The sequence below is a fragment of the Kribbella sp. NPDC058693 genome, from assembly GCF_042715335.1.
Taxonomy (GTDB): domain Bacteria; phylum Actinomycetota; class Actinomycetes; order Propionibacteriales; family Kribbellaceae; genus Kribbella; species Kribbella jiaozuonensis.
Genome location: NZ_JBHXSQ010000006.1, coordinates 20,775 through 35,951, shown reverse-complemented (window position 1 = coordinate 35,951; position 15,177 = coordinate 20,775). Strand labels below are relative to the sequence as shown.

General features: G+C 68.5%; 16 protein-coding genes. 11 read left to right on the top strand and 5 right to left on the bottom strand.

Annotated features, from left to right (window positions below):
- Window positions 1-21: 21 nt before the first annotated feature.
- A complete protein-coding gene (locus ACFWUU_RS37320; protein ID WP_380182966.1) occupies window positions 22-765 on the bottom strand; it encodes a class I SAM-dependent methyltransferase in 744 nt (247 codons plus the stop codon).
- 97 nt (window positions 766-862) lie between these two features.
- Between ACFWUU_RS37320 and ACFWUU_RS37315 the strand changes: the two genes are divergently transcribed.
- Entirely contained in the window at window positions 863-1,363 is a 501-nt protein-coding gene (locus ACFWUU_RS37315; RefSeq protein ID WP_380182964.1) for a hypothetical protein, read from the top strand.
- Window positions 1,364-1,365: 2 nt separating this feature from the next.
- Here the strand turns inward: ACFWUU_RS37315 and ACFWUU_RS37310 are convergent, their stop codons facing one another.
- Together ACFWUU_RS37310 and ACFWUU_RS37305 are read right to left on the bottom strand one after the other, a co-directional pair.
- Window positions 1,366-1,944: a dihydrofolate reductase family protein gene (locus ACFWUU_RS37310; RefSeq protein ID WP_380182962.1), complete on the bottom strand. Its 579-nt coding sequence runs from the start codon at window positions 1,942-1,944 to the stop codon at window positions 1,366-1,368.
- A gap of 27 nt (window positions 1,945-1,971) precedes the next feature.
- The gene (locus tag ACFWUU_RS37305; protein ID WP_380183537.1) at window positions 1,972-2,751 is read right to left on the bottom strand and encodes a prolyl oligopeptidase family serine peptidase; all 780 of its coding nucleotides are present in this window, start codon (window positions 2,749-2,751) and stop codon (window positions 1,972-1,974) included.
- Between the two features lie 646 nt (window positions 2,752-3,397).
- Here ACFWUU_RS37305 and ACFWUU_RS37300 point away from each other — a divergent pair.
- Window positions 3,398-5,416, top strand: a complete 2,019-nt coding sequence (locus tag ACFWUU_RS37300) for a GxGYxYP domain-containing protein (RefSeq protein ID WP_380182960.1) — start codon at window positions 3,398-3,400, stop codon at window positions 5,414-5,416.
- A gap of 69 nt (window positions 5,417-5,485) precedes the next feature.
- Here ACFWUU_RS37300 and ACFWUU_RS37295 read toward each other — a convergent pair whose 3' ends face one another.
- Entirely contained in the window at window positions 5,486-6,085 is a 600-nt protein-coding gene (locus ACFWUU_RS37295) for a hypothetical protein (RefSeq protein WP_380182957.1), read from the bottom strand.
- 106 nt (window positions 6,086-6,191) lie between these two features.
- Between ACFWUU_RS37295 and ACFWUU_RS37290 the strand changes: the two genes are divergently transcribed.
- The 7 genes from ACFWUU_RS37290 to ACFWUU_RS37260 all read left to right on the top strand — a co-directional run bounded on the left by ACFWUU_RS37290 (window position 6,192) and on the right by ACFWUU_RS37260 (window position 13,718).
- Window positions 6,192-6,983, top strand: coding sequence for a GNAT family N-acetyltransferase (locus tag ACFWUU_RS37290; protein ID WP_380182954.1), 792 nt, complete (start codon window positions 6,192-6,194; stop codon window positions 6,981-6,983).
- Between the two features lie 45 nt (window positions 6,984-7,028).
- Window positions 7,029-9,713 carry an accessory Sec system translocase SecA2 gene (locus ACFWUU_RS37285; protein WP_380182952.1) on the top strand — a complete coding sequence of 895 codons (2,685 nt, stop codon included), beginning with the start codon at window positions 7,029-7,031 and terminating at the stop codon, window positions 9,711-9,713.
- Between the two features lie 70 nt (window positions 9,714-9,783).
- Window positions 9,784-10,416 (top strand): VC0807 family protein, encoded by a 633-nt coding sequence (locus ACFWUU_RS37280; RefSeq protein WP_380182950.1) that lies wholly within the window; start codon window positions 9,784-9,786, stop codon window positions 10,414-10,416.
- Entirely contained in the window at window positions 10,417-10,668 is a 252-nt protein-coding gene (locus ACFWUU_RS37275; RefSeq protein ID WP_380182948.1) for a hypothetical protein, read from the top strand.
- Window positions 10,665-11,600 (top strand): hypothetical protein, encoded by a 936-nt coding sequence (locus ACFWUU_RS37270; RefSeq protein ID WP_380182946.1) that lies wholly within the window; start codon window positions 10,665-10,667, stop codon window positions 11,598-11,600. Before ACFWUU_RS37275 ends, ACFWUU_RS37270 begins: the two co-directional genes overlap by 4 nt.
- A gap of 235 nt (window positions 11,601-11,835) precedes the next feature.
- Window positions 11,836-13,413 (top strand): replication-associated recombination protein A, encoded by a 1,578-nt coding sequence (locus tag ACFWUU_RS37265; protein WP_380182944.1) that lies wholly within the window; start codon window positions 11,836-11,838, stop codon window positions 13,411-13,413.
- A complete protein-coding gene (locus tag ACFWUU_RS37260) occupies window positions 13,410-13,718 on the top strand; it encodes a nuclear transport factor 2 family protein (RefSeq protein ID WP_380182942.1) in 309 nt (102 codons plus the stop codon). Before ACFWUU_RS37265 ends, ACFWUU_RS37260 begins: the two co-directional genes overlap by 4 nt.
- On the opposite strand, the gene ACFWUU_RS37255 is transcribed toward ACFWUU_RS37260, so the two are convergent.
- Window positions 13,699-14,373, bottom strand: coding sequence for a hypothetical protein (locus ACFWUU_RS37255; protein ID WP_380182940.1), 675 nt, complete (start codon window positions 14,371-14,373; stop codon window positions 13,699-13,701). The genes ACFWUU_RS37260 and ACFWUU_RS37255 overlap by 20 nt on opposite strands.
- A 157-nt stretch (window positions 14,374-14,530) precedes the next feature.
- On the opposite strand from ACFWUU_RS37255, the gene ACFWUU_RS37250 reads away from it, so the two are divergent.
- Both ACFWUU_RS37250 and ACFWUU_RS37245 read left to right on the top strand, forming a co-directional pair.
- Entirely contained in the window at window positions 14,531-14,941 is a 411-nt protein-coding gene (locus tag ACFWUU_RS37250; RefSeq protein ID WP_130388436.1) for a DUF948 domain-containing protein, read from the top strand.
- Window positions 14,938-15,174: a DUF6167 family protein gene (locus tag ACFWUU_RS37245; protein ID WP_137257521.1), complete on the top strand. Its 237-nt coding sequence runs from the start codon at window positions 14,938-14,940 to the stop codon at window positions 15,172-15,174. The genes ACFWUU_RS37250 and ACFWUU_RS37245 overlap by 4 nt, the downstream gene beginning before the upstream one ends.
- Window positions 15,175-15,177: the final 3 nt, after the last annotated feature.

Genomic DNA, 15,177 nt, shown 5'->3' with positions numbered 1-15,177 from the left:
CGCCCTCCTAAGCCGTAGCAGTCACTGTAAGACGCGGACTCCCGAAGATGCCGGACCCGAGGTCCCCTGACGGCAGATGACGTCGCCGCCTAGTTGGGAGAGGACGTGGAGGCCGGCGGATTCCAGTTCGGTGCGGAGCGCGGTGGGGCGTAGGTGGCGGCGGTGGGGAACGTACCAGATGCCGTCGAGCTGGATTGCGTCGTCGGCCGGATCGGCGGCCTGGTAGCAGATGCCGGTGGTGGCGTCGTACCGGAAGTTGTCTTCGTAGATGCGGTCCGGGTCGTACATCGCGGTGGAGAGGATGTAGTAGCCGCTGCTCTTCAGGCGGTCGCGTACGGCGGCGAGCAGGCTGGCGCGGTCGGTGTCCGTGACGATGGACTGGAGGCAGTAGCTGTCGAGGATGACGTCGTACTGCTTGCTGGCGGCACCCATTGCGCAGACGTCCTGCACGCTGAAGTTGACGTCCACGCCGCGCTGCCGGGCGAATCGTCGGGCCAGTGTGATCGCCTCGGGGATGAGGTCGATTGCGTCGACCCGGAAGCCTCGTGCGGCCAGGAAGCATGCCGCGGGGCCGGTGCCGCAGCCGTAGTCCAGTACGGCGGGCTCTGGCGGGAGATCCAGCTGCGGGAGCACGCGCTCGAGGAACGGGCGGTTCGGGAAGACGTCGTACTCGTCGGTCTCCCCGAAGAGGTCGCTCCACTGGGTCAGGCCCTGCTGCACGAGGCGCTGGTACGCCGCCTCGTGCTCGGCGTAGTAGTACCTCACGCGGACCTCCACCGTCGTCGAGCGCTTACTATGGCTCGCTGTCGTCCGCCTGACCACCCAATTCCGACGACGGCAGCGACCGACGGGAGGACGGCTGATGGACGAGGCGGAGCAGACCCACCGCGCGGACGCCGAGGCGGAAGCCGAACGCATCCAGCAGGAAGTCGAGGACGCCACCTCCGACCCGGCCTCCCAGGAGGAGTGGATCCGGCAGTCGAACCTGATCTACGGCGGACTGGCCGCGGCCGGCCTGGTCGTCGTACAACCGTTCCTGACCTCGTCCCCGCTCGACCTGCCGGCGAAGATCTGCGTGATCGCGTTTGCCGTCTCGATCCCGCTGCTCGCCGCGCTCCTCGTCCTGAACCGGCAGGAGGAGTTCCGCCGCCGGGTGACCAGGTCCCGCCTCGTCGCGGTCGCGAAGGCGATCGCCCAAGGCTCGGCCTTCGTGGGCATCGCGGCCGCCTTCTGGCACATCTCGATGGTCGCCGGGATCGTCTTCGTCCTCGTCGGCTTCTTCGCCGTCGGCGTCCATTCCTCGGGCTACATGCACCTCGAGTACGACGGCAAGTTCAGGTCCCGCTTCCGCCGCCGTACGTGACTTCAGCCGTGCAGGGTCGGGCGGTAGATGAGTTCTTGGGTGTGGCCGTCGAAGGTTCGGGTTTCGAGTAGGTCGAGGTCGAAGTCGGCTGCGCCGTGGAAGATCGGATCGATTCCGGTCCGGCCGCAGATCACGGGGAAGAGCGTCACCTGGATGCGGTCGACCAGGCCGGCTTTGAGCAGCGAGCGGTTGAGGGAGAGGCTGCCGTGGGAGCGCAGCGGTACGTCGGACTCCTGCTTGAGCCGGGCGACGATCTCGGCGGCGTCCCCGCTGGCGATAGTCCCGTCCGGCCAGTCGAGTGGCGCTTCCAGCGTGCTCGACACGATCGTCGCCGGCAGATTCATCATCCGGGTCACCCACTCGTCGTACGACTCAGATCCCGGCGGGCTTTCGGCGATGATCGCCGAGTGGGTCCGGTACATGTTCGCCCCGAACACCATCCGCGCGGGCTGCCGGTAGATCGCCGCCCGATGCTCGAGCAGCTCAGGCCCCTGCTTGCCCCAGTAGCCACCCCAGTCACCGTCGTGTGCGCCGAACCCGTCGAGGGTCGAAAACACGTCGAACGTGTAGGTCGCAGTCATGCTGTTCTCCTTCGTCGTTTACCCCTCCTACGAATCACCGGTTCCCGATCCGACACCCAGTTGACGTTTGAAGAACCGCGCGACCTCGTCGGCGACGTCGTACCAGACCTGCCCGTCGTACGGCGCGTCCGGATCTGGGAGGAGGTTGTGGTGGCCGCCTGCGATGGGGAGCAGCCGGCTGTCCGTTCCCACGGCACGCAGGGCGTGGCGGAGCAGTTCGGCTTGTTCGTAAGGGACTGTCTCGTCGGAGGTGCCGTGGATGATGAGGTACGGCGGCGCGCCGGCCCGAACGTGCGCGACCGGACTCGCCGCGCGTAACCGGCTCGTATCGCCGCCTACCAACGCAGTAACCGGCGATGGCCGATCGATCCGCATCTCACCACCCTGTCGCGTGAGATCGCTTGGTCCGCCGATCGTCACAACTGCCTGTACGCCGGCATCCGCCGAGCCGCAGAGCCCTGCCATAGCAGCCAGATGTCCACCGGCTGACTGTCCCCAGATCCCGATCCGCTCAGGATCGATCGGCAACCCGAGCGGGTTACGCCGCAGCCATCGCACAGCAGCCTGTACGTCGTCCAACTGCGCCGGAAACACCGCCTGCCCGCTGTCCCGCACCGAGATCCCAACCGCCACGAACCCCGCCCGGGCCATAGCCGGATTCACAAACGGCAACATCGCCGCCCGCCGATCCCCAGGCCCCCACCCAGGACACCCGTCAACCCGCACCACAACAGGCACTGCAGCAGACGGCAACGGCAAAACCACATCCAAACAAAGCTCAACCCCACCGGGCCGCGCATACGGCACATCCAGGAGGTAACTGAGATCCGACCCAAACTCACTCACAAACCGAACCGTCGCACCAGGCCCACAACCAGATCCAGAGCGAAAGGCGAGGTATGCAGGCCCGCCTGCAAGAGCCGGCTGCGAGCACGCTCTCCCATGGACGTCGAGGTGTCCGCCCGTGCGTGCCCGACCGAGCAGTTGCACACAGGGCGGGACACAGTCGCCACCAGCACGGTCCAGCCGCACGGCTGGGGCTCCCAGGGCTCCCGGCGCAACAGCTGCTGCGCACGCTCACGCCAGCCCGGGCAGTCGACCGCGGCGGCTATCCCACAGTCCGCCAGCCGAACAGCTGCTACGAACGACCGCGCCAGGCCGGGGTAGTCGACCGCGGGCGGCAGCCCGCAAACCCGGCGATAGCCGGAAAGGGATGCACGGCGATGAGCCGGGGGTGGGTGGGGGCGTGTGGAGCAGGTGCGCTGAGGAGCGGAGCGACGAAGAAAGCGTCTGCGTAGCACGCGGGGGCAGACCCAAGCCTCCAAATACCCCTCAGCCGGAAACGATTCCAATTTCTTCGCCTAAGCGTGTGACGAGCTATGTACACACCGTCCCGGCGTTGCTACTGTCCGGCCTGATTTGACATCGATGTCAACCTCAGGGAGTGGTCACGATGGTTTCGAGACGAGCGTTCCTGGCGGGCAGCGGTGCGGTGACGGTGGGGGGTCTTGGGCTCGTCCCGGGGCTGACTTCCTCAGCGCAGGCTGTGGTTTCATCGACGTCCGGCAGCCCTGCCCGGCTGCTGCCGGTGTTCAACCGCCCGAAACACCTGGATTACGGCGACGTCAGCAAACTCAGTGGGGGAGACCAGACCCTGCTGACAACGTTGCAAGGCATCGTCAACCGCAAAGAGCCGGAGTTGTACTTCATCTACGACACGGGAACGCAGAGCGTGCCGGACGCCAAGTGGCTGACCGACCTCCACCTGCCGACCAAGTTGTACAAGAACCCGTTGGACCTGGTCGCCAAGTACCGCAGTCACGTCCGCGGCGCGATCGTCCACGACCCCGCCGTACCCGACTCGCTCAACATCGCGACAACCCTCGCCGGCCTGGAGAACGCCGTCGTAGCGGACGCGGATCAGGCGAAGGCGCACGGGTTGAAGATCGTCAAGGATCTGCGCGGGATGTTCGACGACGACGTGGTGAAGACCTACCGGTGGCAGCTCGACAACCTGTTCCCACGCGTCACCAAGCAGCTGCTCGCCGGCCTGCCGCCGACGCGGGTGGTCGACGTCGAAGGCGTGGTCTGGCAGGAGATCGCCCGCGAGACCCAGCAGATCCGCGACTCGTCGAACCGCGGCACGTACAACCTGGACGTCTCGGCCAAGCTCGGCAAGGAGGCCGTGTATGTAAGGTTCGCGGACTCGTTCTCCGACGATGGCTGGGGCGCGTCGGTGCGCCACGTGGTGGTCACGGCGAACGGCACCGAGTTCGCCCGCTTCGAGCCGAACACGCCGGAAGAGGCGCCGTACCTGTTCGACGGCTCGCACTCGTCGATCGGTGGCGAGGCCAACCGGTTCGCGGACGGCGGCAACTACTGGATCTACCGCTTCGAACCACCGGCGGGTACGACGTCCCTCGTCGTCACCGTGGAGATGTGGAACCAGTACCTCGTCAGCGCCACGGACACGTCGCCCACCCGCGTCGAGCCGTTCCCGTACTTCCGCGACTACGTGGTTGCCACCAAGGCCCTGGTGAGCTGGCTACCACCCGGCGGCGCGACGGGCGACCTGCTCATCGAGCACTACGCCAAGTGGCCCACGCTCGCGCCGTACATGGGCTGGTTCGCGAACGACGTCTCCGGCGAATGGGACGGCGTCGACCTGGCGAGCAAGGGCGGCTCCCCGGTCGTCGCGGCCGACTTCTACATGAACGGCACCGTCCACGCCGGCACAGCCGCACCGATCTCGAGCAAGCCCCGGCCGGTACGGCGGATCAGCAAGGCGAAGAACAAGGTCTATCTGACGCTGACGTTCGGCGAAGGCGACAACATCCAGTACTGCCAGCGCCGGCTGCGCGACATCTGGGACGACCCGAAGCGCGGCGAAGTGCCGACCAACTGGACGATCAGCCCGCTGCTCGCCGAGGCCGGTCCGAACATCTACAGCCACTACCAGCGCACCGCGACCGCCAACGACTACCTGGTCTGCGGCCCGTCCGGCGGCGGATACACGTATCCAGCCTCGTGGACCTCGGCCGAGCTCACGAAGTACCTCAAGATGACCGGTGACTTCATGCGCCGAACCGCGCTGGAGGTCGTGTACGCGTACAGCGGCCGGCAGGACGGCACGTGGGTGCAGCTCTCGGAGGAGATCGCCAAGGGGTACGCCGATTACACGCCGACCAAGGGGATCATGCAGACCTGGGACGGCGACACGCTGACCGTCCGCCACGGTGGCATCCCGATCACGGGCGGCTGGGGCGCACCCGGCAAGGCGGCCGAGTTCAAAGCCGCGCTGGACCAGCGGATCTCGAGCTGGGACGGTGCGAGCCCGCTGTTCATCTCGGGCCTCATCGGCGCGTGGTCGTGGACGCCGTCCGACATGGCCGAACTCGGACCGCTACTGACCGATCCGTACGAACTGCTGCTCGGCAACTCCTTCTACGACCTGCTCAACCGGACGCTGTAGAGGATCGCACGCCGTAGAACGCGTAAGCGGTCGCCCGGGGTGAGGAACCGGGCGACCGCGGGGCGGGGCTTACCAGTGATGCGCGACGTCGATCACCAAGCGGGTGTTCGATCCCGGCCCGGCCAGCGTGTAGACCCGGAACGGAAGCCGCGCGCGGACGCCCAGCCCGATCGTCGTCTGTCCCTCGAACGTGCCTGCGTACGCGACCTGGCGGAACGTGCTGTAACCGGCCACATTCGTCAGCTCCTTCGCGTTCTTCGGCGAGTACGTCGCCGCGCCGGTCGAGCTGTACGCCGGAGCGCGGACGACGACCTGTAGCTTCGCCCCACCGCGCAGCGGGACGAGATGGCCGGCGCCGTCGGTGAAGACGTTCTTCACGTACCGAACGTCGTACCCCGGGGCGCGACCGCGGATGTCGACGACGATCCGGTCGAAGCAGGCATGCCGTCCGGTGCGGACAGCGGTCACCGGCGCCTGCGTCATCCGGCTGTTTGCCTCGGGCAACGATCCCCAGCCGCCCGGGCAGGACGCGATGGCGACGGCGGTGGTCGAGGTGGTTCGGGGGGCGGAAGATCCGGTCAGGGTCGGTGCGGCGAACGCGGCCGCGGGGACTGCCATCACCGCGAGTGCGGCGAAGATCGTCTTGGGTGTGATGTGGTGGATGTTCATGATGTGTTCCCCCCTTGTGAGGACACTTACTTGGACGACACCAGTTGCGAACTGGTTTGCTTTTTATCCCGGTGATTTCAGGTAGCCGTTCGGGCACGATGTGCAGATGACCCCTGACGAGCTGCTCGACGTGTTCCACCGCCGGATCCGGTTGCCGGACGCGGACGCGATCCCCGGATGGAAACAGGAGCACGAGGGGCTGGTGCATCGCTCGTACGTCGAAGGTCCCGAGGGAGCCGGCTTCGTCGAGACGCCGCGCGGACTCGGGGATGACCCGGACGCGGTGATCGAGCAGGAGGTGGCGTTCTTCCGGGAGCGCGGGCTGCCGTTCGAGTGGAAGACCTACGCGTACGACGAGCCGGCCGATCTGGGCGAGCGCCTGGTCAGAGCCGGCTTCAGCAAGGAGGAGCCGGAGACGCTGATCCTCGGCGAGGTGGACCGGATCCTCGAGCGGCCGTCGGCGCTGCCGTCGAAGGTGCGGCTGCGGGAGGCCGACGGACCGGACGACTTCCACCGGATCGCCGTACTGACCGACACGCTCTGGGACAGCGGGCTGGCGCGGATCGTGGAGCAGCTGCAGGGCGAGGCGCGGATGTTCCCGGACCGGTTGTCTGTCTTCCTGGTCGAGGACGTGCTGAAGCAGGGTCCGGCCGTGTCGGCGGCGTGGATCCGATTCCATCCCGGCACCGGGTTCGCCAGTCTGTGGGGCGGCGGCACGCTGCCGGAGTGGCGCCGGCAAGGGCTCTACAGTGCGCTGCTCGTCCACCGCGCCCGGCTGGCCAAGGACCGCGGGTACGAGTTCCTCCGCGTCGACGCCTCCGAGGACTCCCGCCCGATCCTGCAGAAGCTCGGACTCCACGCTGTTACAACCACGACACCGTACGAGTGGACACCCTGACCTGACCTGCGGAACGACCGCCGGACGCTGTACGTTGCCTGCATCATGGCCCTGAAAATCGCTTCTCGCTTCCGCCGGCTGCTGCAGCGCCCCGGCTCGATCGATCTCGGCCCGTACGAGCGGCTCACCCAGCTGGTCGGCGAGGCGGAGGAGTCGGTCGTTTCCCTGACCGATGAAGAGCTCACCGAGGCGGCCACGGAGCTGCGGACGACCGGTGGACTGCACGAGGACGAGCAGATCGAGTTCCTTGCGCTGGCCCGGGACGCGGGTCAGCGGGCGCTGGGGGAGCGGGCGTTCGACGGCCAGGTCGTCGGCGCGCTGGCGATGCTGCAGGGCCGGGTCGTCGAGATGGCGACCGGTGAGGGCAAGACGCTGGCCGGTGCGATCGCCGCCGCTGGGTATGCGATCGGCGGCCGCAAGGTGCATGTGCTGGCGGTGAACGACTACCTGGCCAAGCGCGACGCCGAGTGGATGGGGCCGGTGTACGAGCTGCTGGGTGTCACTGTGTCGCATGTCGGGCAGGTGTCTACGCCGGAGGAGCGCCGGGAGGCGTACCAGGCGGAGGTCTGCTATGTGCCGGTGAACGAGATCGGGTTCGACGTACTGCGGGATCGTCTCGTCACCAAGGTCGACGACCGGGTCACGGTCGACGCGGATGTGGCGCTGGTGGACGAGGCGGACTCGGTGCTGATCGACGAGGCCCGGGTGCCGATGGTGCTGGCCGGTGCGACCCGGTCCGAGGCGCTGGACGACGACGTGGTCCAGCTGGTGCGGACGCTGCGCGCAGGCGTGGACTACGAGATCGACGGCGACGGCCGGACGGTCGCGCTGACGGACCGCGGCACCGACAAGGTCGAGAAGGCCCTCGGCGCCAGGGCCGAGGAACTGGCGGCCGAGGAGCTGGCGGCCGAGGAGCTGGCGGCCGAGGCGGAGACCGACGAGGCTGGGACCGAGCCGGAAACCGAGGAGGCGACCGGCGAGGCGACTGACGAGGCGGAGACGGTCGACGCTGCGGACGAGAGCGATGACGCGGAGGTTGAGGAGCCGGCGCCGGTCAAGGAGTTCAACCTCTACGCGGACGAGAACCTGGATCGGTTGACCCAGATCAACGTCGCGCTGCACGCCGAAGTACTGCTGCGGAGAGACGTCGACTACCTGGTCCGCGACGGCAAGGTCAGTCTGATCAACAACAACCGTGGCCGGGTCGCGAAGCTGCAGCGCTGGCCCGACGGTCTGCAGGCTGCGGTCGAGGCGAAGGAGGCCGTGCCGGTCAGCGACTCCGGTGAGGTGCTCGACAGCATCACCGTGCAGGCGCTGGTCAAGCGGTACAAGACCCTCTGCGGCATGACCGGTACGGCGGTCGTCGTCGGCGAGTCCCTACAGGAGTTCTACGAGGTAGACGTCGCCGTCGTACCGCCGAACACCCCGAACATCCGCAAGGACGACTCCGACCGCCTGTACCTGACCGTCGAGCAGAAGAACGAAGCGCTGGTCAAGCACATCGGTGTCGTCCACGAGTCCGGTCGGCCGATCCTGATCGGCACGCACAGTGTCGAGGAGTCCGAGCAGCTCAGCGACAAGCTCGAGGCGGCCGAGATCGAGCACGTCGTACTGAACGCGAAGAACGACGCCGAAGAGGCCGCGATCATCGCCGAGGCCGGTGTGCCAGGGACGGTCACGGTCTCGACGCAGATGGCCGGCCGCGGTACGGACATCCGGCTGGGCGGCCGGGACGAGTCGCACGACAAGGAGAAGGCCATCGAGCTCGGTGGCCTGTACGTGATCGGCACCGGTCTGCACGCCTCGCGTCGGCTCGACGACCAGTTGCGTGGTCGCGCCGGCCGTCAGGGCGACCCGGGCGGGACGCTGTTCTTCGCCTCGCTCGCCGACGAGCTCGTCACGCGGTACTCCGTTTCGTCCGGTCTGCGGCCGCACCCGGACGACACCGGGCGGCTGACCGACCGCAAGTCGATCGCGATGCTCGAGCACGCGCAGCGCGTCGCCGACGGCGCGAACGCCGAGCTGCACCGGACCACCTGGCAGTACAACCGGCTCACCGGGCAGCAGCGGGCGATCCTGCTCGAGACGCGCGAGAAGGTGCTGACCGAGGACCTGGCCTCGACCGAGCTCGCCGAGCGGGCCAAGGAGCGGTACGACGAACTGGTCGACGCGGTCGGCGAGGACGTGGTGAAGGCCGCCGCGCGGCGGATCGCGCTGGGTCATCTGGACCGGCGCTGGACCGATCACCTGGCGTACCTGGCCGACCTGCGCGAGGGCATCCACCTGCGGTCGCTGGCCGGCGGCATCGTGCACCTGAAGCCGATCGACGAGTTCAACAAGTCGGCGATCGCGTCGTTCGACACGCTGATCGAGGACGCCTGGAAGGACGCGGCCGAGACGTTCGGTACGGCGGAGATCACGTCCGACGGGCTCGACGAGGAGGCCAGCGGGATTCCGCGGCCGACCGCGACCTGGACGTACCTGGTCAACGACAACCCGTTCGGCACCGAGGCGGACCGGATCCTCGGCCGCCTCCGCAACGCGATCAAGCCCGAGTCGGCCGTGGAGGCGGAGGAGATCCTGCCCGAGGAGTTCGACGAGGAGGACCTCCCGGAGGAACTGCGGGACGTCGACGGCGAGCTGCCGGAGGAGCTCCGCGAGACGGCTGCGGAGGACGAGCTCTCCGAGGAGCTCGGCCCCGATGACGAGAAGTCCCGGAAGAAGGACTAAGACTTTGGTCTAGGCGCGTACAGCCGTCGGCTCGATGCCGGCCGACGGCTGCAAGGCTGATCCTCGGTGCATGCCCAGCACGCGCAACCGACCGTGGCTCCTCGTCGTCGACATCGCGATCCCGCTCGCCCTCTACTACGGCCTGAAGGCACTCGGTGCCAATGACCTGATCGCACTGCTCGCCGGCGTCATCCCAGGACTCATCAGCTCGGCAGTGTCCTTGGTGCGCAACCGGCATACGGACCTGGTCGGGATGGCTGTCGTGGTGAGCATGGTGGCGAGCACGGTGGTCGCAGTAGTCGGTGGAGACGCCCGCCTGCTGCTCGTCCGGAACGCCTGGATCAGCCTCCCGTTCGCCGGCATCACACTATGGTCGCTGCGCCATCCGCGGCCCCTCACCTACACCGTCACGCAGGCGCTCATGCCGCGCCGGGCGGCGGTGATGGACGAGCTCTGGGAGACGAACCCGAAGTTCCGCCACGCCTGGAAGTGGATCACCGTGTTCTGGGGGATCGCGTCGATCGTCGACGCGATCGTCCGCGTCGCCCTCTCGTACACGCTGCCGATCTCCGTCGTACCGGCGCTCGACCCGATCATCACAGTCGTCACGATCGTCGTACTGCAGATCCCGACCATCGTGCTGCTCCGGCGGAGCGGCACATACCAGCTCGTGTTCGCCCCTCGGCGTCCTACAGTCGTTTGAGTGACCGACGACAACATTTCGCAAGACCGCATGCGTGAGTTGCTCGACTCCGGTGCGGCGACGCCGATGCTCGCCGGGACGGAGGTCGGTCCGACCTGGTACGCAGGGCGGTGGTGGTACGTCGCGGTCGACGCCGCGGACGATGCCGACTACCAGCCGGCCGGCCCGGAGCAGGCCGAGCGGTTCGACAGTCTCCGGCGCCGGGCCGAGGCCGTCGAGCGAGTCCAGGCGGAGCTGGACGGCCGGCAATGACGCCGCGGGCGGAGCGTCGCGAGCCGAGCCGGGACGAGCTTGCCGCTGCGCAGCAAGTGGTGGACATGTTCGCCACCGAGGCGCTGCTAGCGCTCGATCGGTACGAGCGGTCGCTCCCGGCGGCTGCGACGGACCGGGAGCGGCAGGTCGCGGACAGGCTGGCGCACTGGTGGCGCCGGCTCGAGCTGGACGGCGTACGCCTGGATCCGGAGGGCACGGACGCCGAACAGATCCTGGTGGCTGCGGCCGATCTGTCCCTCGACCCCAGCAATCAGTGGGGTCTGAGCCTCGAGGAGGCGTCGGCGCAGGCGGTCAACCGGGCCGCGCTGGAGGGCCGGCCGATGCCGGCGACGAGTGTCGCCTACCTCCGGAAGAGCTTCGAGGATGCGTACGGCGACCGCGTGGTCCTGCCGGAGCGGGACGACGACTGGCTCGCGCAGTCCCTGACCCGGCTGGCACGCGCGAGTGTGTTGCGGGACGTGATCGCTGAGGGCGCGCAGGTCCGGGTGGGGGCGCCGCTGCGCCAGGTTGCGGACGAGATGGTCCGGCAGGGACGGCAGTTGATGGACGACCGCCTCGATCTGGCTCGGAGGCAGGAGGCGCCGGTCAGCCGACGTGCGGCGTTGATGCAGCAGGCGAGGCTGACTTCGACGTACGCGCTGTACAGCCTGGGCGTGGATCTGACCGGGGCGCCGCACTGGGCCGATGTGGCGCTGAAGGTGCCGGCGTTCGCGCTGTACCTGAAGGAGAGCCGGGACGCGTGGCGGGACCACGGTGACGCTGTCGCAACCAGGCTCGACCCAGCCCAGGCCCAGCTCCGGTCGATCCGCAACGACCTCCTCGGCACCCTAGCCACAGACCCACCCACCACCCGCCGCGACACCCGCGCCCTCCGCAACGCCACCAACCGCCGCCCCACCCAGAACCGCTAACCGGCCAGTCGGGCGGGGGCGCCGGGCGGGAGCCGCGTGGGGGAGGAAGCGAGGCAGCCGGCCGGGCCGCGGGGGCGCCCTGGGTGGGACGGGGCGCGGAGGTCGGCTGGTAGGGCGGGGCGCGGAGGTCGGCTGGTAGGGCGGGGCGCGGAGGTCGGCTGGTAGGGCGGGGCGCGGAGGTCGGCTGGTAGGGCGGGGGGATGGGGATGTCGGTGGGGCTGGTTAGGCTGCTGGGGTGAGTGAAGGGTTGTTCGATCTTCCGGGGGCTCCTGCGCCGGCGCGTGGTGGTGGGAGTTTGGCGGATGCGGACCATACGGCGGCTCCGTTGGCGGTGCGGATGCGGCCGCGGAGTCTGGACGAGTTGGTCGGGCAGCAGCATCTGCTCGCGCCGGGCTCGCCGCTGCGACGGCTGGTGGAGGGCGACCAGCCGATGTCGCTGTTGCTGTGGGGTCCTCCGGGGACGGGCAAGACCACGATCGCGGCGGTGGTGTCGCACCAGACCAATCGGAAGTTCGTGGAGCTGTCCGCGGTCACGGCCGGTGTGAAGGACGTGCGGCAGGTGATCGACGGCGCCCGCCGCGACCTGTCCCGCGCGACCGGCACGGTCGAGACCGTCCTGTTCATCGACGAGGTGCACCGCTTCACGAAGGCGCAGCAAGACGCGCTGCTGCCGGGTGTGGAGAACCGCTGGGTGACGCTGGTCGCCGCCACCACGGAGAACCCGTTCTTCTCGGTGATCTCCCCACTCCTGTCCCGCAGCTTGCTGCTCACGCTGGAGTCGCTCACCGACGACGACATCTCGGTCCTGCTCGATCGCGCGCTCGTCGACGAGCGCGGACTGAACGACGAATTCGAGCTGGCGCAGGACGCACGAGACCACCTACTACGGATGGCCGGCGGAGACGCCCGCCGCGCACTCACCTACCTGGAAGCCGCCGCAGGCGGAGCCCGAGCCAAGCACGAGCAGGCCCTCAAGTACTCGCAGGCGACCAAGCCCTCTGATGCGGGCGGGGCAGACGGGGCCCCGGCCGACGCCGACGCGGCTAGCGCAGCTGGCGGCGATGCGGCTGGCGCGGCTGGCGGGGATGCGGCCGACGCCGTTGGGGCCGACGCCGTTGCGGCTGGCGGCGGCCTGGCTGGCGGGGCGCGGGCGTTGATTGATCTGGTGACGTTGGAGACGGCGGTTGATCGCGCGGCCGTGCGGTACGACCGGGCCGGGGATCAGCACTACGACGTTGCTTCGGCGCTGATCAAGTCCATCCGGGGTTCAGACGTCGACGCCTCCATGCATTACCTCGCCCGGATGATCGAGGCGGGGGAGGACCCCCGGTTCATCGCCAGACGGTTGGTGATCTCCGCGAGCGAGGACATCGGCATGGGCGACCCGACCGCGCTCGGTGTCGCAGTCGCCGCCGCCGAGGCGGTGCAGCTGATCGGTATGCCGGAAGCGCGCATCAACCTCGCGCAAGCCGTCGTCGCGCTCGCGCTGGCGCCGAAGTCCAACGCGGTGATCATGGCCGTCGACGCCGCGATCGCGGACGTGAAGGCGGGCAAGGTCGGCCCGGTCCCGCCGCATCTGCGGGACGCGCACTACGCGGGCGCCAAGAAGATCGGTCACGGCTCGTCGTACGAGTATTCGCACAACGACCCGCGCGGCGTCGTACCGCAGCAGTACGCGCCGGACGTGATCGACGGCACCGACTACTACAACCCCACCCGCCGCGGCGGCGAGGCGGCGTACGCCGATCGGGTCACGGCCATCCGCAAGATCCTCCGGGACCGCAAACCGGACCGTAAGCGCGACAGCAAATGAGCCGGACCGCCGACCACGTCGAAGCCTTCAACCGAGCGGTCACGACCGGGGACTGGGACACGTTCGCCGAGCGGTTCGCCCCGGACGCGACGATGCGGTTCGTCGCCATTCCGGTCGGCCCGTTCGAAGGTCGGACGGCGATCGCCGCGGCGTACCGGGAAAACCCGCCGGCCGAGACCATGACGCTGATCGACGACGGCGACGAGCGGGCGCGTTTTCGCTGGTCGGGCGGCGGAACCGGCTCGATGGAGCTGGAATGGGCACCGGACGGGGCCGTTCAGGCACTCACGGTGAGCTTCGATTGAAGCGTTCGAGTCGGTAGGCTCCGTTTCGGCCTGGGGGCGAAAGGTTTTCCGTTGTGAGGCAGTCCAGACCGCGGCATAGCCGTCGGCGTGTACCCGTTCTGAAGTTGACCATCGGGGCAGCAGCCCTGGTTCTGATAGCAAGCGCTCTGTACCTGATCCCGTTCCGGTCGCACGAGACCGCGAGCACCCAGGCGCCGCCCGCGTCCCAACCCGCACCGACCATCGAGCGGACGCAAGGTACGTCGAGGTCGAATCCGAGACCGAAGCTCCCGGTCGGCAAGCCGTTGGTGCCGCTGAGCCCGTCGGCATCGCCGAGCAAGCCCGCTCCGCCCTGGGTGGCACCGGAGCCTGAGGCAACGCGATCCCAGCAGCCGACCACGACAGCACCGACCACGACCGCACCCACCCCGAGCACAACCCGGCCGACGTCACCACCGACCAGCCCGATCAGCAGCCCCAAGCCGACGAGCCCGACCCCGACGTCACCGCCGACCCCGACCACGCCGACCACCCCGACCACGCCGACCACCCCGACCACGCCGACAACCCCGGTCCCGACCAGCCCGACCCCCACAAGCCCAACGACGCCGAGCCAAACACCCTCAGCAACCCCGTCGACGCCGACAACGCCGACCCCCGCCGAACCGACCGTCACGGAGACGTCCCCGACCCCGTGAGCCGGTTTGGTGGGCGACTGTGATGTGAGGGATGGTGTCCTGGAGCGGAGTGCGCTATGGCCGCGCGATAAGGTCGGGCGTCCAGAACTCACATGAGGTCACAACGGGCTCGCTACGGGAAGGTGGATCGTTTCCATGAGCGTCGGTGAAGTCGCGGGGCTGATAGCTGCCTGCGCGCTGCTCATCCTGGTAGGCCTGCTGGCTTATCCGATCCTGAAGCTGGGCAAGGTGTTCGACGAGACCCGGATCATGGTCAAGGGCGTCTCCGACTCCAGCGTCCCGCTGCTCGGTGAGGTGACCACCACGGTGGCGACCACGAACGCCCAACTGGCGAAGGTGGACACGATCACCGACAACGCCACCACGGTGACCACCAACGCGGCCGCGCTGATGTCGCTGTTCTCGGCCACCGCCGGCGGCCCGCTGGTGAAGGCGGCCGCCTTCACGTACGGCGTCCGCCGCGCGCTCGGCGAGCAGCAGCGCAAGGACGTGAGCCGCCGGGTCAAGGAAGAGATGAAGGCCGAGCGGAAGGCGCGGAAGCGGTGAAGCGGATCATCTGGCTGATCATCGGGATCGCCGTCGGCGTGTACGCCGTCACCCGGCTGAAGAAACGAGCACAGCTCCTCGCTCCGGAGAGTGTCCAGGAGTCCGCGGCGAAGCTGTCCGCCGCGGTCCGGCACTTCGGCGACCAGGTCCGCGAGGGCATGGCCGAGCGGGAGACCGAGCTGCGCGACGCGCTGGGTATCGAGACCACAAACGATCGTGAGGACTACCGGTAACAC